This window comes from Janthinobacterium sp. YR213, assembly GCF_900099875.1.
GTDB lineage: Bacteria > Pseudomonadota > Gammaproteobacteria > Burkholderiales > Burkholderiaceae_D > Janthinobacterium > Janthinobacterium lividum.
The window spans coordinates 299,837-316,556 of the sequence record NZ_FNDA01000005.1 but is presented as its reverse complement, the minus strand read 5'-3'; the positions used below and the strand labels follow the sequence as shown (position 1 = coordinate 316,556).

The 16,720-nt window shown below is 62.7% G+C and carries 15 protein-coding genes; 9 read left to right on the top strand and 6 right to left on the bottom strand.

What is annotated here, in order from left to right:
* Positions 1-155: 155 nt before the first annotated feature.
* Positions 156-1,922, bottom strand: coding sequence for a glutamine--tRNA ligase/YqeY domain fusion protein (locus BLT98_RS22515; RefSeq protein WP_092611631.1), 1,767 nt, complete (start codon positions 1,920-1,922; stop codon positions 156-158).
* Positions 1,923-2,083: 161 nt separating this feature from the next.
* Here BLT98_RS22515 and BLT98_RS22510 point away from each other — a divergent pair, with 161 nt between their 5' ends.
* The 4 genes from BLT98_RS22510 (at position 2,084) to BLT98_RS22495 (ending at position 4,677) form a co-directional block, all read left to right on the top strand.
* The gene (locus BLT98_RS22510; RefSeq protein WP_010395442.1) at positions 2,084-2,377 is read left to right on the top strand and encodes a DnaJ domain-containing protein; all 294 of its coding nucleotides are present in this window, start codon (positions 2,084-2,086) and stop codon (positions 2,375-2,377) included.
* A gap of 105 nt (positions 2,378-2,482) precedes the next feature.
* Complete coding sequence (locus tag BLT98_RS22505; protein ID WP_035828715.1) at positions 2,483-2,995, top strand: hypothetical protein; 513 nt, start codon at positions 2,483-2,485, stop codon at positions 2,993-2,995.
* Positions 2,985-3,785: a hypothetical protein gene (locus BLT98_RS22500; protein WP_034781755.1), complete on the top strand. Its 801-nt coding sequence runs from the start codon at positions 2,985-2,987 to the stop codon at positions 3,783-3,785. The genes BLT98_RS22505 and BLT98_RS22500 overlap by 11 nt, the downstream gene beginning before the upstream one ends.
* A 19-nt stretch (positions 3,786-3,804) precedes the next feature.
* Positions 3,805-4,677 (top strand): hypothetical protein, encoded by an 873-nt coding sequence (locus BLT98_RS22495; protein WP_034781756.1) that lies wholly within the window; start codon positions 3,805-3,807, stop codon positions 4,675-4,677.
* Positions 4,678-4,708: 31 nt separating this feature from the next.
* Here BLT98_RS22495 and BLT98_RS22490 read toward each other — a convergent pair whose 3' ends face one another.
* Positions 4,709-5,611: a LysR substrate-binding domain-containing protein gene (locus BLT98_RS22490; protein WP_070282479.1), complete on the bottom strand. Its 903-nt coding sequence runs from the start codon at positions 5,609-5,611 to the stop codon at positions 4,709-4,711.
* 108 nt (positions 5,612-5,719) lie between these two features.
* Here BLT98_RS22490 and BLT98_RS22485 point away from each other — a divergent pair, with 108 nt between their 5' ends.
* On the top strand, positions 5,720-6,997 hold the full coding sequence (locus BLT98_RS22485; RefSeq protein WP_244517638.1) for an MFS transporter: 1,278 nt from the start codon (positions 5,720-5,722) through the stop codon (positions 6,995-6,997).
* 5 nt (positions 6,998-7,002) lie between these two features.
* Here the strand turns inward: BLT98_RS22485 and BLT98_RS22480 are convergent, their stop codons facing one another.
* Positions 7,003-7,656 carry a hypothetical protein gene (locus tag BLT98_RS22480; RefSeq protein ID WP_092611628.1) on the bottom strand — a complete coding sequence of 218 codons (654 nt, stop codon included), beginning with the start codon at positions 7,654-7,656 and terminating at the stop codon, positions 7,003-7,005.
* A 167-nt stretch (positions 7,657-7,823) separates the two neighbouring features.
* On the opposite strand from BLT98_RS22480, the gene BLT98_RS22475 reads away from it, so the two are divergent.
* Positions 7,824-8,150 carry a hypothetical protein gene (locus BLT98_RS22475; RefSeq protein ID WP_034781762.1) on the top strand — a complete coding sequence of 109 codons (327 nt, stop codon included), beginning with the start codon at positions 7,824-7,826 and terminating at the stop codon, positions 8,148-8,150.
* A gap of 19 nt (positions 8,151-8,169) precedes the next feature.
* On the opposite strand, the gene BLT98_RS22470 is transcribed toward BLT98_RS22475, so the two are convergent.
* Both BLT98_RS22470 and BLT98_RS22465 read right to left on the bottom strand, forming a co-directional pair.
* A complete protein-coding gene (locus tag BLT98_RS22470) occupies positions 8,170-9,039 on the bottom strand; it encodes a LytR/AlgR family response regulator transcription factor (protein ID WP_092611625.1) in 870 nt (289 codons plus the stop codon).
* Positions 9,036-10,154 (bottom strand): sensor histidine kinase, encoded by a 1,119-nt coding sequence (locus BLT98_RS22465; protein WP_092611622.1) that lies wholly within the window; start codon positions 10,152-10,154, stop codon positions 9,036-9,038. The genes BLT98_RS22470 and BLT98_RS22465 overlap by 4 nt, the downstream gene beginning before the upstream one ends.
* A gap of 197 nt (positions 10,155-10,351) precedes the next feature.
* Here BLT98_RS22465 and ugpQ point away from each other — a divergent pair, with 197 nt between their 5' ends.
* A complete protein-coding gene (gene ugpQ / locus BLT98_RS22460; protein ID WP_092611619.1) occupies positions 10,352-11,089 on the top strand; it encodes a glycerophosphodiester phosphodiesterase in 738 nt (245 codons plus the stop codon).
* Between the two features lie 89 nt (positions 11,090-11,178).
* Here the strand turns inward: ugpQ and BLT98_RS22455 are convergent, their stop codons facing one another.
* Positions 11,179-13,236 carry a TonB-dependent receptor domain-containing protein gene (locus tag BLT98_RS22455; RefSeq protein ID WP_170846470.1) on the bottom strand — a complete coding sequence of 686 codons (2,058 nt, stop codon included), beginning with the start codon at positions 13,234-13,236 and terminating at the stop codon, positions 11,179-11,181.
* A 157-nt stretch (positions 13,237-13,393) separates the two neighbouring features.
* Here BLT98_RS22455 and BLT98_RS22450 point away from each other — a divergent pair, with 157 nt between their 5' ends.
* On the top strand, positions 13,394-13,867 hold the full coding sequence (locus BLT98_RS22450; protein WP_034781775.1) for a Fur family transcriptional regulator: 474 nt from the start codon (positions 13,394-13,396) through the stop codon (positions 13,865-13,867).
* Between the two features lie 119 nt (positions 13,868-13,986).
* Positions 13,987-16,599, top strand: coding sequence for an alanine--tRNA ligase (gene alaS / locus BLT98_RS22445; protein ID WP_092611616.1), 2,613 nt, complete (start codon positions 13,987-13,989; stop codon positions 16,597-16,599).
* The last annotated feature ends 121 nt before the right edge of the window (positions 16,600-16,720 follow it).

The following is a 16,720-nucleotide window of genomic DNA, read 5'->3' as shown; positions in this document are numbered from 1 at the left end:
GGCTAGGCTAGGTTGTACAAGCACTATTAAAATTGCAAATTGCTCAATAGCTGCCTAATATACAAAATTATCGTTATTATAGTCAACAGGCAATATTTCCCGTTGAAACGAAAAAAAACCGCCGCAGCGGTTTTTTTGTGGGTCGTCCCGGTGGCTTACTTGGCGGGCTGCCAGCTGTCTTTCAGGGTGACGATGCGATTGAAGACGGGCTTGCCAGGCTGGCTGTCGACCCGGTCGGCCGCAAAGTAGCCGTGGCGCTCGAACTGGAAGCGCTGTTCCGGCTGGGCCAGTTCCGCGCCCGGTTCCAGCCACGCCTGCACCACTTCCTTGGCCAGCGGATTCAAGGCCAGCTTGAAGTCCTTGCCGCCCGCGTCCGGCTGCGGGTCCGTAAACAGGCGGTCGTACAGGCGCACTTCGGCGGGAATGGCCGTCGGCGCGCTGACCCAGTGCATATTGCCCTTGACCTTGTAATTGGCGCTGCCTTCCGTGCCCGACTTGCTGTCCGGGAAATAGGTGCAATGCACGGCGATGACCTTGCCGTCCGCATCCTTGTCAAAGCCCGTGCACTCGATCACGTAGCCGTAGCGCAAGCGTACCTTGCTGCCCGGCTTGTCGTCGATCGGCGGATACAGGCGGAAATAGCCTTTGTTCGGCACTTCCATGAAGTCGTCTTCCTCGATCCACAGCTCGCGCGAGATGGGGAAGGTGCGCAAGCCACGTTCCGGGAAGTGCGGGTGCACGGGCGCCGTGCATTCCACGCTTTCGTTTTCAGGGAAATTATCGATGATCAGTTTCAACGGACGCAGCACGGCCACCGTACGCGGTGCCTTCGGATCCAGGTCTTCGCGCAGGCAGCCTTCCAGCACGCTGTAGTCGATCCAGCCGTCGGATTTCGTCACGCCCGTGCGTTCGCACATCAGCTGGATCGCTTCCGGCGTGTAGCCGCGGCGGCGCATGCCCACCAGGGTCGGCATGCGCGGGTCGTCCCAGCCGTCGACGATTTTTTCTTCCACCAGCTGGCGCAGCTTGCGCTTGCTGGTAACGATGTAGGTCAGGTTCAGGCGCGAGAATTCGAACTGGTGCGGCACCGGCTTGGCGAAGAAGCCACCGGCCGACAGGGTTTCCAGCAGCCAGTCGTAGAATGGGCGGTGGTCCTGGAATTCCAGCGTGCAGATCGAATGCGTGATGTTTTCCAGCGCGTCCGAGATCGGGTGCGTGTAGTCGTACATCGGATAGATGCACCAGGCGTCGCCCGTGCGGTGGTGGTGCGCATGGCGGATGCGGTAGATGGCCGGATCGCGCAAGTTCATGTTCGGCGAACTCATGGCATCTTCGCTCATCTTCGCGCGCAGGATGTGCTCGCCATCCTTGAATTCGCCCGCCTTCATGGCGCGGAACAGGGCCAGCGATTCGTCGCGCGGACGGTCGCGGAACGGAGAATTCTTGCCGGCCTGGCCGAAATTGCCCCGGTTGGCGGCCATGTCTTCGGCGCTCTGGCTGTCCACATAGGCAAAGCCGGCCGTGATCAGGTATTCGGCCATCGCGTACAGCTGGTCGAAATAGTCGCTCGCGTAGTGCAGGTGGCTCTGGCCATCGGCATGCTTCGGCTCCCAGTCAAAGCCCAGCCATTTCACGCTGTCCATGATGGTGTCGACGTATTCCTGCTCTTCCTTCGCCGGATTGGTGTCGTCGAAGCGCAGGTTGCACTGGCCGGCGTAATCGCGCGCCAGGCCGAAGTTGACGCAGATCGACTTGGCGTGGCCCACGTGCAGGTAGCCGTTCGGCTCCGGCGGGAAACGCGTGATCACCTGGGGCAGGCCGGGACGCACGTGGGCGCCGGCAGCCAGGTCGGCTTCGATGATGTTACGCAAGAAATTGGGCGCCAGCGCTGGCGCGGCGGTATTCGGTTTATCGTTGCTCATTGATCAATGCGGAAGAGTGACAGTAAAAAGCATTTTACCGTACCGCAAGCGCTTTATAAGCACGTATTTGCCCCCATATCCCAGCATGCAAGCGACGCGGGCGCCGTTCTATAGGATAATTCGCCTTTAATTAGTAGAAAAACGTGACCCCGGAGCCTTTTATGGAAAATTTATATAACGTCCTCGGTGTCGCGCCCAATGCCAGCGACGATGAAATCAAGAAGGTTTACCGTTCGCTGGCCATGCGCTTCCACCCCGACCGCAACCAGGCCCCCGGCGCCGAGGCGCGCTTCAAGAGCGTGACCAAGGCGTATGAAATCCTGGCCGACCCGGCCAAGCGCGCCGAATACGACCAGAGCGTGAACCACCGCATCATCATCGACCCGGAAGCGGAAGCCTATGCCCTGTGGTGCGGCGTGTTCCGCCTGCATGGCACCGTCCTACCGGCAGATTAAGCCTGCTGGCGGCTGTCCGGCCAGCCTGAATGATTTGAAAAACAACAAACAATGGTGCTTTTGCTTTTAAGTAAAAGTGCCGCGCACCACATTGGAAAGCACAGCATGAGAAGAGTACACCCTGAATTCGCGTACCAGTCGCGCGAGCTGGAAGGCCAGATCGAAGGCATCCTCGGCGACCCGCCGAACCGCAAGAACTACAAAAGCATGGTCGACGCCCTGGTCGGTGAATACGCGAGCGGCGGCGGCATCGAAGACGTGAACATGCTGGCCTTCGCGCTGGTCGACCACATCACCTTCAGCGACCCGAAGGGCTTGCTGGCCGAAAGCGAAGACTACGAATTCGGCGATACTGCCCGCGTGTTTTCCATGGCCGCATGCGCCGCGCCGGAAGCGGCAAAGATGTACGCCGCCATCGAAGAGAGCTTCCCCGACCTGGCGCGCCAGGCCATCATCACGGCCTTCCTGCACAAGAATCCGCGCCTGTGGGACGACGACGACCAGTCGCTCGACCAGCTGGCCGCCAATGACGACGGCGACGACGATCACGACGAAGACGAAGCCACCGACGATTTCGCCCAGATGTTTGACCAGGATGGAGATGACCATGGCAGATAATGACAAGCAAAATGCGGATCAAAAGAGCAATCTTCCCGCGCTGACGAAACAGGTCACGGAATTGGTGCTGTCCGGTTCGCTGGGCCACGCCGAGCAGGCGTTTGCCGACGCGGCCGACCAGTACGGCGACCTGGCCGTGGTGGAAGTGTTGAATGCCATCCCGCCACAGGTGACGGCCCTGCATTTGGCCGGTTTCGATGGCGGCAAGATGTCGCTGGCGACCTTGCTGGTGCCGCCGAAAGCCTGGGCCGACAGCCTGGCCTTCATCGCCGCCACCTGGAGCGACGACCAGATCGAGGACGATCCTGAACGCATCGCCGAAGCCCTGTTCGCGCACATCCACGGCGTGGTGTTTTCCACCGACGACGCCGAGCGCCGCCGCGAGCTGCTGCTGGAAGCATCGGCCACCGACTGGGGCGCCACGGCGTTTGCGATCCTGTTCTCGATGGCGCCGAAGGAAATCCTCGAAGTGGCGGGCGAGATCGTCATCAAGGGACCGTACGTGACGGGCGTGACCTCGTCCGACAATGACGTCGTGCCGCTGGCCATCGAACTGGCGCAAGCGAATGAAGACGGCTGGGACCGCTCGTTGTTCGAACTGTTCCCCGACTTCCGCCACAGCGCCGACCTGGCCGACGCGGAATACTCGGACGACCCGGACGAAGAGCCGACCATGTTGCAGCGTAGCACCAAGGAATTGCTGTACCGCCTGCGCAAGCAAGTGCCGAGCACGCGCAGCGCGCCACGCTCCAGCACGCGCCGCAGCCTGGGCACCGGCATTTTCTCGTAGTGAAAGCAGGGAACGTCTAATGCTGCCAGCAATTGTTGTAGAGAATCTTCCGCGCCTGGTGCGCGCCATCAAACTGTTGCCGCGCGACCCGCGCGAGGACGCGGCGCTGAACCTGGCCGACGAATTGACGGGCATCACGGCCATGGTGGCCGAGAAGTTCACGAATGAACGCACGGCCGATGGCATCCAGAAAGCGCTGTATCTGACGGTGGGTGGCGTGTCGCTGGGACTGGAGCAGGCCGTCACGCATGAAGGCGACCAGGCCGCGCTCGATTTCCTCGTCGAGCACGGCGCCGAGCACGCGTTCCAGGTGGGCTTTCGCCTGATCAAGGACCTGTCGCAGTTGCCGGAAGACGCCCTCGTCGGCGAGTACGACCAGGACCCCGTCTACCTGCAGCGCCGTCTGCGCGAGCTGTTCATTGATATTTGCCAGGCCGACCCGAACCAGAACTGGGCCGGCTATGAAAAGTATGCGTTGCAGTTGCAACAGCGCAAGGAAGTGCAAGCCGTCGTGCGTCTGGCCGGCTGGCTGCGCCGCCACCATGACAACGGCCCCGTCAGCGACAGCGACTTGAATGCCGAGGGCGTCATCGCCCTGGCCATCATCTTCGCCATCGAAGGCGGCGGGCGCATCATCGCGCGCACGGGTCAAAAGGAGTTTGAACGCTTTGTGCGTTCCGTGCGCAAGAACAAGCCCGACTTCGAGGAAGGCTGGGCCGCCCTGGTGGCCAAGGTGCCTGTGCAGCACCATCCCGTGTTGCTCGACCGCATAGACTCGTACCGCCGCAGCTGCACCGTCGTGCATAAAATCCTCACGCGGGCCAGCATGAAGAGCCTGTTCGAGGACCTGGAAAACTACGCGGGTTCCGAGCTGGACGCGGATTACTCCTGACGCATGTCAACGTGGGCCGGCACTTGCCGGCCTATTCTTTTTCTTCCAGCGCCGCTTCCTCGGCCAGTTTCACGAATGCCGCCACCAGTGGCGATGTCTCTTCCTCCCTTTGTGCAAGCAGTAAGCTGGTCGTCGCCTGCGGGTCGGCGATCGGGCGGTAGCACACGCCATCCATGCGGATGCGGTCGAACGAGGCGGGCAGCACGGAAATGCCGCAGCCGGCCGCCACCAGGCCGATGATGGTCGACGCCTCGCCCGCTTCCTGCGCGACCTGGGGCACGAAGCCGGCCGCCTTGCACAGGCGGAAGATCTGCGGATAAATCCCCGTGCCCGCATCCTTGGGGTACATGACAAAGCCTTCGCCCGCCATGTCGGCAATGGCAATCGCCTTCTTGGCCGCCAGCGCGTGGGCGACGGGCAGCACGAGGAACAACGGGTCTTGCCGCAATTGCGTCAGCTTGATATCGGAGGGGTACGTCGTTTCCGGCGGGCGCACGAAGCCCAGGTCCATGGTCCTGCCCGAGATCGCCTCGAGTTGATGCAGGGTCGCCATTTCATGCAGGGTCAAGGTGACGTGCGGGAATTGCTGGCGGTAGCGGTTGATGACGGTGGCAAAATACGGCGTAAACGGCGTGGAAAAGGTAAAGCCGATGCGTAATTCGCCCGCTTCGCCCCGCTGCGCCCGGCGCGCCGTGACGGCCGCCTGTTCCGACAGGGCCAGGATGCGCCGCGCATCGTCGAGGAACAGCGTGCCCGCCTGCGTCAGCCGCACGGAGCGCTTGTTGCGCTCGAACAACTGCGCCCCCAATTCCGCCTCCAGCGCCTGGATTTGCTGGCTCAGCGGCGGCTGGCCGATATGCAGGCGCTCGGCAGCGCGCGTGAAGTGCAGCTCCTCGGCGACGGCGACAAAATAACGCAGGTGGCGCAGTTCCATGTTTGTCCAGTAATCGTTTTAAAGTATGAGTTGGGCCTTGAATATATATTGGACGATATGAGTTGGCAATCCTAAGATGAAGACTCGCTTCCTCTTCGAAACACGGCCATGTCTGATTCATCGCTCGCTTTTGCCTCCGTCGCCACTCCGGCGCTTGCTCCTGTCGCTCCTCCCGCTCCCCGTTCGGCCATCGCCAAAGGTACGGCGGAATTCAAGCGCAGCAACCGCGCCCTGTTTTTTGGCGGCTTTTCCACCTTCAGCCTGCTGTATTGCATCCAGCCTCTGTTTCCGCTGCTGTCGCACCAGTTTCATCTGACGCCGGCGCAAAGCAGCTGGTCCTTGTCCGTGTCGAGCGGCTTGCTGGCCATCTCGCTGGTGCTGCTGAGCGCCGTGTCGGATAGGGTCGGGCGCAAGCCGCTGATGGTGGCGTCGATGTTTTCCGCCGCAATATTGACCATTTTGTCTGCGTTCGCGCAGGATTATGCACAGCTGCTGGCGATTCGCGCCGCGCTGGGCATTGCCCTGGGTGGCATGCCGGCCGTGGCCATGGCTTACCTGGGCGAGGAAATCGAGGGTCCATCGCTGGGCCTGTCGATGGGCTTGTATATTGCCGGCAGCGCGTTTGGCGGCATGTCGGGGCGGCTGGTGGCGTCCATGCTCAGCGATTTCCTGTCGTGGCGCTGGGCCCTGGGCGTGCTGGGCGTGGCCGGCGTGCTGGCGGCGGCCGAATTCTGGCGCAGCCTGCCTGCATCGAAGAACTTCGTGCCCAGCACCAAGGGCTGGAACGCCTTGCCGCACGCCATCAAGCAGCATTTTTCGGATAAGGGCTTGCCATGGCTGTTCTGCCTGGCGTTCGTGCTGATGGGCTGCTTCGTCAGCCTGTACAACTACATCGGCTACCGCCTGCTGGCCGCGCCCTTCGGCCTGCGCCAGAGCACGGTCGGCTTGCTGGCCTTCTTGTACCTGATCGGCATCTTCAGTTCCGTCTGGGCAGGCCGCCTGGTGGACCGCCTGGGGCGCCGGGGCGTGCTGTGGATCATGCTGTCGGTGATGCTGTCCGGCATTTTATTGACCCTGTTCGATTCCCTGCCGCTGATCGTCATCGGCATGGCGCTGGCCACCTTCGGCTTCTTTGCCTCGCATTCGATCGCCAGCAGCTGGGTCAGCCGCCGTGCCCGCGCACCGCAGGCCCTGGCCTCGGCCTTTTATTTGCTGTTCTATTACCTGGGTTCCAGCCTGATCGGTTCCGCCTCGGGCATGATGTGGGGCTTCGACGGCTGGACGGGCGTGGTCATCATGCTGGGCCTGTGCTTGGGCGGCGGCCTGCTGATCGCCTTGCGCCTGCGCCAATTGCAGCCGCTGGGGGCGCGCGAAGCTGTGGGCTGAGGCAGCTATTTGGGACACATGCCGATCATCGTTTCCCCCTGCTTGCCCGCGCGCGTGGTCACGCACAAGGTACCCAGCGCGCTGGTGATCTTATACGTGCGGCTGCCTTTGGCTTCATTGGCGCCGATCTCCTCGATTCTGGACGCTTCATACCATTTCGGCGGCACGGCTGCGTAGGCATCGGCAAAGCCTTGCTGCATGCGCTTGAAGGCTGTGTCGTCCAGTTTTTGCTCTCCCCGCTGCGGGAATTCCTTGCGCAACTCCCTGTCGATCTTGCCCACGTCGCGCTTGGCTTGCGCCAGGATATCGGCCGCGCTGGGTGGCGCGACGAGTGTGATCGCTTCCGGCGTTGCTGGCGCCGGCGCCTGCTCGGCGGCGGGAACGGGCAAGGGGCGGCTGACGGGCGCCGGCACGGGCAGGCGCGGCAGGCGCGCGGCGGCTGGTTTTACGTTGGGCAATGGTATGGGGACAGGCTTGGGCGGCGCCGGGAGCGTGTAGCGCAGCCAGGCGATGGCCGGGCCCTGCGGCAGGTGTTCGTCCGTGATAGCGCGGGGCCGCGACTGCAAGACACTATATGCCAGGCCCACGTGCAGCAGGACAATCAGCAGCAGGCCGGGAGCGCGGCGGGGCAAGGTAGTCAGCGAGGTCATGGAGGGCATGATGGTTCAGGTACGCCAATGTATCTGAAGGATTTGATAATTATCTAAAATGTCACAAGCGCTTACAAAAAAGTGCCACATGGAAATTTCGATGCCATGGCGGCTGGCGGGGAACCCTGCGCCAGTCTGGTGATCCAACCCGGACACCACGCGAACAGGAGATCATCATGATGCAAGTAAAGGAAGTGGCACGGCGCTTTGGCGCCATCGAACACGCGATCGGCCAGGCAGCCCAGCTGTGCGGCAAGCAGCAGGGCATGCCGATGGACTTGAAGGATTGCATCAACCAGCTGGACCAGCAAAAGAACGCCGTGCGGCAAGCCATCGACACGCAAGACGATGCGCGCATCCGGCAAGCCGTCGACCAGATGGAATCACTGGGCGACCGCGCCAAGCGGGCGTGCGGCACGGCGACCAGCGTGACGCCGGAAATGAAGAGCGCCGTGCTCAAGGTGCACGATGAATTGTCGGACCTGAAGCACCAGCTGCACTAGGCCCTACCTTTTGACCGCTTCACATCTGGCGGAACAGATGGGCATATAGAGGGCTGACGCGTAACTGCGCCGGGTGCTGGCGCAGGGTCAGCGACAGCTTGCCCGCCTCGTCGCGCACGGCCGTGGCGATGGCGCTGGCGTTGACGATGGTGCCCCGGTGAATTTGCCAGAATTGTTGCGGGTCCAGCTGGGGCAAGAGTTCCTTCAGGCTCGTGCGTATCAGCGCTTCGCTGTCCTGGCACACGACGTTGATGTATTTGTCCAGCGCTTCGAAATACACGACGTCGGCCAGGGCGATCATGCGCACGCTGTTGCCGACGGCCGCCCGTATCATTTGCAGGCGCGGCGCGGGTGGCAGCATGGCTTGCAGCTGGCTCAGCAGGCGGGCCATGTTGTCGTCGCTGGCGGATCCGGCTGCCGGTGTCACCGTGGCGGCTGTCGCTGTTGCTGTCGTGTTCGCCGGCGTTGCCGCAGCATTGCCACCGCTGTCGCGCAAGCGCTGCTGCAGGCGTTCCACCGTCTTGCCCAGGCGCGCATCGTTGACGGGTTTTAAGACGTAATCTGCGGCTGCGTGCTCGAAGGCGGCCAGCGCGTATTCGTCGTAGGCGGTAACAAATACGATGTGAGGAAAAGGGACGCCGTACGGCCATTGCTCTGCCAGTTCCTCGGCCGCTTCCAGGCCCGTCTTGCCTGGCATCTTGATGTCGAGAAAGAGGATGTCGGGCTGCAGCGCCAGGCCTTGCCGCAAGGCTTCCACTCCATTGGGGCAGGTGGCGACAATGTCGAGTTCCGGCCACAGCCGCTGCAAGGCGTGCGCGAGGGCGGCGGCGAGTATCGGTTCGTCTTCGGCGATCAGGGCGCGTGGCGCGCGTGGCGTGTGTTGGCTCATGCGAGGGGACTCGTGATGGTGGGTGGAAGGGGAAATGTCAGGCGGGCGGTCGCGCCTGCCGGATGGTTGGCGGCCAGCGACAGGCTGGCGGCATCGCCGTGCATGCCGCGCAGGCGTTCGCGGATATTTGTTACGCCCAGGTGCGTGCCCTTGGTCTGGCCCGGATGGTCGAGGCCCAGGCCATCGTCGCTGACGGTAAGAATCAGCACGCCAGCGTCCGTGGAGGCTTGCACATGGATATGGCCGCCTTCGATCTTTGGTTCCAGGCCATGCTGGATGGCGTTTTCCACCAGCGGCTGCAGCAGCATGGGCGGTACCTTGATCTGGCGCAAAGCCTCGGGCAAGTCCAGCGCAAAGCTCAGGCGCGCGCCCATGCGGATGGACATCAGGCCCAGGTAGGCTTGCATCAGGGAAAACTCCTGCTCGAGAGTGGTCGATTCGGCGCGCGAGGAAGAGAGGGTGGCGCGCAAATACTGGATCAGCTGGTCGAGTAGTAACTGGGCGCGGTCTGGATCAAAGCTGATCAGGCCCTGCAGGTTGGCCAGGGTGTTGAACAGCATGTGCGGTTCGATCTGCGCTTGCAGCAATTGCAGCTGCGCCTGCATGGCCTGGCGCGCCACGGATTCGGCGCGGGCTTTTTCCTGGGCTGCCGCCATTTGCAGGCGGGTAATCTTTTCGCGGCTGGAGAAAAACAGCACGGCGCCGCCCGTGGCCAGCAAGGTGAACACGAGGGTGCTGACCATCTGCGTGGGCAGCAGGTTTTCGAAGCCGCCCACGTCCACGCCCGTCAGCCAGCTGAACAGGGTCAGGCCCAGCACTTGCGCCACAGGCACGGAAATCAGGATGATGAGCATGAAGGGCAGGAATTTGGGCCGCTGGTCAGCGCCCCATAACGTCAGGCGCATGCCGTCGATCAGCAGGAAGGCGATCGTGCCGATGCACATCGAGGCGACCAGGTTTTGTCCAAAATGGCTGCCCGGGTTGAGGATGAAGGTAATGACCAGCGCGCAGATCACGTTCAGCGCCAGTGCGTAGCGCGCATCGTGCACCATGCGGTAGTACGGAGACCTGGCCTTGGCTGCTGGCGCAGCGGCGGAGGGAGCGTCGGTTTTCATGTTGTTGTCTGCTGGTAGCGATGGGGCATTGTGTGCCAGCGCAAGCCAGGGCGCAACCGGGCTGCGACGAAACGGGGCTGGCGCGCCGCCATTCGCCGCGGAGGGTCGCCAAACAGGGCCGCTTTACTTTTCAGGACAGGCACGCAATAGTATGGCAAGACAGTCTGTATCCATGGAATTGCTATAAAGGAAGCATCATGTGGCCCTATCCACGTACCCTGGCGCACCGCGGCGGCGGCACCCTGGCGCCTGAAAATACCTTGGCCGCCCTGCGTTGCGGCCTCGCCTACGGCTACCATGCCGTGGAATTCGACGTCATGCTGGCGTCCGACGGCGTGCCCGTCGTCGTGCACGACCCCGAACTGGGGCGCACCGTGACCGGCAGCGGGCATATCAGCGATTACACTGCCGCGCAGCTGGGCGCGATGGAAGCGGGCGCCTGGTTCGGCGCCGCATTCGCCGGTGAAGGCGTGCCCACGTTCGAGGCCGTGGTGGCGTATTGCAAGGCACAGCGCATCTGGATGAATATCGAAATCAAGCCGGCGCCCGGCTTCGACGTGCCCACGGGCGAGGCGGTGGCGCGCGCCACGCGCGGTTACTTTGCGCAGGAAATCGCGGCAGGGGAATTGCTGCCGCTGCTGTCATCGTTCAGCATCGAAGCCTTGCAGGCGGCGCGCCAGGCAGCGCCGGAACTGGCGCGCGGCTGGCTGGTCGAACAGATACCGGATGGCTGGGAACGACAGGCGCGCGAACTGGGCGTGGTGGCGCTCCATTGCGATCACCAGCAACTGACGTCGGAGCTGGCGCGAGAGGTAAAGGAGGCGGGATACGGGTTGTTCTGCTATACCGTCAACACGCCCGAGCGGGCCAGCGAGCTGCTGGCCTGGGGTGTGGACGGTTTTTGCACGGACAGGATCGATCTGATCAAGGCGTAGGTCGGATTAGCGTAGCGTAATCCGACTTCATGGTGCCGTGGCAACGTCGGCTTAGGCGCCACGCGCTAAGCCGACCTACGCTTCCATCCTTAGAACGTCACGCGCATGCCGACGGTGACATTGCGCCCCATCAACGGCGCCGCATTCTTGATGAACGAGGTGTGGCTGTACGCCAGTTCATTCGTCAAGTTGTTTGCCTTGATGTAGAACTGGGCCGGCGTCGTGCCGATGCGCGTGTCGTAGTTGGCGGAGAGGTTCAGCATGTTGTAGCCCGGGGTTGCCGTTTCGAACGCTGCCACTTTATCCTGCTTGCCCACGCGGTAGAACTCGGCCACGCCGCTCCATGCCTGCCAGTTGGCATCGAACTTCACGCCGACGCGCTGGGCCGGGATGCGCGGCAAGTTGCCACCATCGTTGGCCAGCTTGGCCCGCACGTAGTCGCCGAACACGCTGGCGCCGAACATGGGGTTCAATTGCTGGCGGATCTGGCCTTCGACGCCCGTGAACGTGGCGTCGCGCTGGGCGTACTGGATCAGCTGGAAGCCTTCGTGGTTGTCCAGCGTGGAACCGAAGATGTAGTTGTCGACCTTGTTGCGGTAGGCGCTGGCCGAGAAGGTCGTGGCGCCCGCATATTTGCGCAAGGTCAAGTCGATATTGTTCGACGTTTCCTTGCCCAGGTTTTCATTGCCCAGCTCATACGTGGCCGTGGCCATGTGCACGCCGTGCGCATACAGTTCCTCGGCGCTGGGCAGGCGGTGCGTGCGCGAGATGGTCGAACCGAGCGAATACTGGGGCGCGAATTTCCACACGGCGCCCAGAGACACGGACGTGCCCTTGGCGCTGCGGTCTTGCAAGGTGGCGCTGTCGACCGTGATGTCCTGCCATTCGTGGCGCAAGCCCGCTTCGAAACGCCATTGGTCGAGCTTGTATTCTTCCACCAGGAAGGCCGCGTGTTTCTTCGTTACCGTCGGCGCCACGTACGCTTCTTCACCGAGAGCGGAGAAATCGCGTTTCGACGTTTGCAGGCCGACCACGCCGCGCCAGCCAAAGACGGGATGGTGTTCCATTTCCAGGCGCGCATCGTGGCCCTTGTTCTTGAAGGTGGTGGCGATTTCCGTGCCTTCGATTTCATCGTGCTTGTAATCGGTGAACGCGGCGCGCAGGCGCAGCTTGGCGAAGCCGGGCACGGGGTCGCGCAACTCGCCGCGCACATCCCAGCGTTCGCTCTTCAGCTTCACGTACGGCACGCTTTCATGCCCGTGATCGTGGTCGTGTTCCTCTTCATCGCCATGGTCGTGGCCTTCATGGCCGCCGCAATGCAGGTGCGTGCCGTGCGGGTGGCAGCTTTCGAATTCGTGGTTGTGGCCAGGCAAGCCGTATTCCGCGTGCTGGCTGGTGAAGGCCAGGCCCAGGAAGCCGCGCGATCCCACCCACGACACGCCCACGCTGCCCGTGTCCGTCTTGTTGTAGCTGCCGCCTACTTTCGAGCCGCCTTCCCAGCCGCTGCCGACCTTGTATTCCTTCGCGTCGCGCTTGACGCCTTCCGCGTGGAAGGCGATGTTGCCGGAGCCTCCAGTCACTTCAAAGGCGCCCGCCTTTTCGCGCGCGGCCGAGTTGGCGCGCACTTCCGCGCTGCCTTCAAAACCTTTTGCCGGCACGCGCGTGGGGATTTTCTTGTCGATCACATTGACCACGCCACCGACGGCGCCGCCGCCGTAGGCCAGCGCGGACGGGCCGCGCAAGACTTCAATCTGTTCCGACAGCATCGGTTCGGCCGCGACAGCATGGTCGGGGCTGATGGTCGATGCATCCTGCACTTCGGCGCCATCGGAGAGCACCTTGACGCGCGGGCCATCCATGCCGCGGATGATGGGGCGGCTGGCGCCGGCGCCGAAATGGCTGGACGTGATGCCGGGCTGGCCGGCCAGGGTTTCACCCAGGGTCGCTTCGCGGGCGCGCACCAGTGCCTCGCCTTCGAGTACGGTCACGGGCGTGCTCATGTCGTCGCTGCCCAGGGCCAGCGCACTGGCCGAGACGGTGACGGCAGGCAAGGTGGCGGCCTGCTGCGCCAGGGCGCTGGCGGGAGCGGCAAAGGCCAGCATGATGGCCAGCGCGAGGGGAGTGGGTTGGTGAGGACGGACGGACATGGGCAAGGTTCCTTATCGGCTATCAGTGTTGGCAGGGTTGGGGCAGCGCGTGAAAAGGAAATAGCCTGCCCTAAGATGATAATGATAACCCATTATCATTACTGTGTGACAGTTTTTCCGGACGGTAGATATAGTCGGATGGTGTATTCTGTCGGCTATGGAACGCACAACACGTCAAAAAACCGCTATTCAAGCCGCCATCGAGTCGGCCCAGCGCCCCCTGTCGGCGCAGGAAATCCTCGAACAGGCCAGCTTGCAAGTGACGCAGCTGGGCATCGCCACCGTCTACCGCAATTTGAAGTCCCTGGTACTGGAAGAAAAAGTGCACGTGGTGACCTTGCCGGGTGAAAACCCGCGCTACGAGTCGAACACGGTCGCCAATCACCACCACCACCATTTCCAGTGCACCACATGCCAGCGTGTGTTCGACGTGCATGATTGCCCGGGCGACTTGAAGCGCATGGCGCCGCAAGGCTTTGTTGTCGAGCGCCACGAGCTGACCCTGTACGGCCGCTGCGCCGACTGCAATGCCGCCGCCGGCGCCACAGGCTCTGCGGCCAAAGGTGCCGCTGCCGGGGCCAAGGCCGCGCCTGCACCGCACGCCTGCGCCAGCCACCACGACCCGGCCTGAGCGGGCAGGTCGTCGATGTTGGCACGGGCGCAACAATGCCCTGGCCAGCCGTCATTGCCGCACCCCATATCACGTATAATCTTCCCTTTAAAGCTGCCGCCACTCTTTGCCAAAAAAACATGAAATCAACTGAAATCCGCGACAAGTTCCTCAAATTTTTCGAGTCCAAGGGCCATTCCATCGTCCGTTCCAGCTCCCTGGTGCCAGGCAACGATCCGACCTTGCTGTTGACGAACAGCGGCATGGTGCAATTCAAGGATGTGTTTACGGGCACGGACAGCCGTCCGTACACGCGCGCCACCTCGGTGCAGCGCTGCGTGCGCGCTGGCGGCAAGCACAACGACCTGGAAAACGTCGGCTACACGGCGCGCCACCATACTTTCTTTGAAATGCTGGGCAACTTCAGCTTCGGCGACTATTTCAAGCGCGATGCGATTCAATACGCGTGGGAACTGCTGACCAAGGTGTACGGCTTGCCTGCTGACAAGCTGACGGTCACCGTCTACATCGAAGATGACGAAGCGTACGATATCTGGGCCAAGGAAATCGGCGTGCCGACCGAGCGCATCATCCGCATCGGCGACAACAAGGGTGCGCGCTACGCATCGGACAATTTCTGGCAGATGGCGGACACGGGCCCATGCGGTCCATGCACGGAAATCTTCTACGACCATGGCGCCGACATTCCTGGCGGCCCGCCGGGCTCGCCTGACGAAGATGGCGACCGCTTCATTGAAATCTGGAACCTGGTGTTCATGCAGTTCAACCGCGACGAAGCCGGTGTCATGCACAAGCTGCCGAAGCCGTGCGTCGACACGGGCATGGGCATGGAGCGCCTGGCCGCCGTGCTGCAGCACGTGCATTCGAACTATGAAATCGACCTGTTCCAGCACCTGATCAAGGCCGCCGCGCGCGAAACGGGCGCCACCGACCTGGAAAACAAGTCGCTGCGCGTGATCGCCGACCACATCCGCGCCGCCGCCTTCATGATCGTCGACGGCATCATTCCGGGCAGCGAAGGCCGCGCGTATGTCCTGCGCCGCATCATCCGCCGCGCCCTGCGCCATGGCCACAAGCTGGGCCAGACGAAACCGTTCTTCTACAAGCTGGTGGCCGACCTGGCCATCGAGATGGGCGGCGCCTATCCCGAGCTGGAAGAAGCGAAAGACAACGTCGCCAGCATGCTGAAAGCCGAGGAAGAGCGTTTCGGCGAAACCCTGGAAACGGGCATGAAAGTGCTGGAAGCGCAGCTGGCCAAGGATGCCACGGGCATCGATGGCGCCACCGCCTTCACCCTGTACGAAACCTATGGCTTCCCGCCAGACCTGACGGCCGATATCTGCCGCGAGCGCAATATCACCTTCGATCAGGCCGGCTACGACGCGGCCCTGAAGGAAAGCCAGGAATTGTCGCGCAAGGGCGGCAAGACGCACAAGGACAGCAAGGTCGAGTACACGGGCGAGAAAAACACCTTCGTCGGCTACGATCAATTGACGTTCAGCAGCAAGGTCGTGGCGCTGTACGCGGCCGGCACGCCAGTGCAGGAACTGAAGGCGGGCCAGGATGGCATCGTCGTGCTCGACACCACGCCGTTCTATGCGGAATCGGGCGGCCAGGTGGGCGACCAGGGCGTGATTTCCTCGGGCGCAGGCAGCTTTGCCGTCAGCGATACCCTGAAAATCCAGGCCGATGTGTTTGGCCACCACGGCGTGCTCGAATCGGGCGTGCTGAAGGTAGGCGACGCCGTCTCGGCGCAAGTCGACACGGCCAAGCGCGCGCGCACCATCCGCAACCACTCGGCCACGCACTTGATGCACAAGGCCTTGCGCGAAGTGCTGGGCAGCCACGTGGCGCAAAAGGGTTCGCTGGTCGACCCGGACAAGACCCGTTTCGACTTCAGCCACAATGCGCCGATGACGGCCGAGCAGATCGCCGCCGTGGAAACCATCGTCAACAAAGAGATCCTGGAAAACCGCGCCACGCAAGCGCACCTGATGTCGTTTGACGATGCCGTCAAGCATGGCGCGATGGCCCTGTTCGGCGAGAAATACGGCGACGAAGTGCGCGTGCTTGACATCGGCAGCTCGAAAGAGCTGTGCGGCGGCGTCCACGTGCAGCGCACGGGCGATATCGGCCTGTTCAAGATCATCGGCGAAAGCGGTGTTGCCGCCGGCATCCGCCGCGTGGAAGCCGTGACGGGCGAGGGTGCGCTGGCGCTGGTGCAAACCATCAACCGCCGCCTGGTCGAAGCGGCCAACGCCCTGAAGGCGCAGCCGGAAGAGCTGACTGCCCGCATCGGCCAGGTGCAGGACCATGTGAAGGCGCTGGAGAAGGAGCTGGCCGCGCTGAAATCGAAACTGGCCTCGGGCCAGGGCGATGAACTGGTCACGCAAGCCGTCGATGTCAACGGCATCAAGGTGCTCGCAGCCGTGCTGGACGGCGCCGACGTGGCCCGCTTGCGCGAAACCATGGACAAGCTGAAGGACAAGCTGAAAACGGCCGCCATCGTGCTGGCCAGCGTGGCGGACGGCAAGGTCAGCCTGATCGCCGGCGTGACGGCGGATGCGACTTCCAAGGTCAAAGCGGGCGAGCTGGTGAACTTCGTTGCACAGCAAGTGGGCGGAAAAGGCGGCGGACGCCCCGATATGGCGCAAGCTGGCGGCACCGATCCGAGCGGCCTGGCGAATGCCCTGGCTGGCGTGCCGGCCTGGGTCGGCGAACGCGCAAAATAAGGCGTAAGCTAGAGGGCATGCGGGGTTTTCGTCCCACAGCCCCTTGAAAACGGCCCGCAGACACTGTTTGTGGGCCGTTTTGCCGTGTGGAATCTCGTTGTGACACCACAACAGCCGATGA

What these genes read in the sequence shown, in the direction of transcription:
- BLT98_RS22515 (WP_092611631.1), bottom strand. Translation starts at nt 1,922, where the DNA reads ATGAGCAACGATAAACCGAATACCGCCGCGCCAGCGCTGGCGCCCAAT.
- BLT98_RS22510 (WP_010395442.1), top strand. Translation starts at nt 2,084, where the DNA reads ATGGAAAATTTATATAACGTCCTCGGTGTCGCGCCCAATGCCAGCGAC.
- BLT98_RS22505 (WP_035828715.1), top strand. Translation starts at nt 2,483, where the DNA reads ATGAGAAGAGTACACCCTGAATTCGCGTACCAGTCGCGCGAGCTGGAA.
- BLT98_RS22500 (WP_034781755.1), top strand. Translation starts at nt 2,985, where the DNA reads ATGGCAGATAATGACAAGCAAAATGCGGATCAAAAGAGCAATCTTCCC.
- BLT98_RS22495 (WP_034781756.1), top strand. Translation starts at nt 3,805, where the DNA reads ATGCTGCCAGCAATTGTTGTAGAGAATCTTCCGCGCCTGGTGCGCGCC.
- BLT98_RS22490 (WP_070282479.1), bottom strand. Translation starts at nt 5,611, where the DNA reads ATGGAACTGCGCCACCTGCGTTATTTTGTCGCCGTCGCCGAGGAGCTG.
- BLT98_RS22485 (WP_244517638.1), top strand. Translation starts at nt 5,720, where the DNA reads ATGTCTGATTCATCGCTCGCTTTTGCCTCCGTCGCCACTCCGGCGCTT.
- BLT98_RS22480 (WP_092611628.1), bottom strand. Translation starts at nt 7,656, where the DNA reads ATGCCCTCCATGACCTCGCTGACTACCTTGCCCCGCCGCGCTCCCGGC.
- BLT98_RS22475 (WP_034781762.1), top strand. Translation starts at nt 7,824, where the DNA reads ATGATGCAAGTAAAGGAAGTGGCACGGCGCTTTGGCGCCATCGAACAC.
- BLT98_RS22470 (WP_092611625.1), bottom strand. Translation starts at nt 9,039, where the DNA reads ATGAGCCAACACACGCCACGCGCGCCACGCGCCCTGATCGCCGAAGAC.
- BLT98_RS22465 (WP_092611622.1), bottom strand. Translation starts at nt 10,154, where the DNA reads ATGAAAACCGACGCTCCCTCCGCCGCTGCGCCAGCAGCCAAGGCCAGG.
- ugpQ (WP_092611619.1), top strand. Translation starts at nt 10,352, where the DNA reads ATGTGGCCCTATCCACGTACCCTGGCGCACCGCGGCGGCGGCACCCTG.
- BLT98_RS22455 (WP_170846470.1), bottom strand. Translation starts at nt 13,236, where the DNA reads ATGTCCGTCCGTCCTCACCAACCCACTCCCCTCGCGCTGGCCATCATG.
- BLT98_RS22450 (WP_034781775.1), top strand. Translation starts at nt 13,394, where the DNA reads ATGGAACGCACAACACGTCAAAAAACCGCTATTCAAGCCGCCATCGAG.
- alaS (WP_092611616.1), top strand. Translation starts at nt 13,987, where the DNA reads ATGAAATCAACTGAAATCCGCGACAAGTTCCTCAAATTTTTCGAGTCC.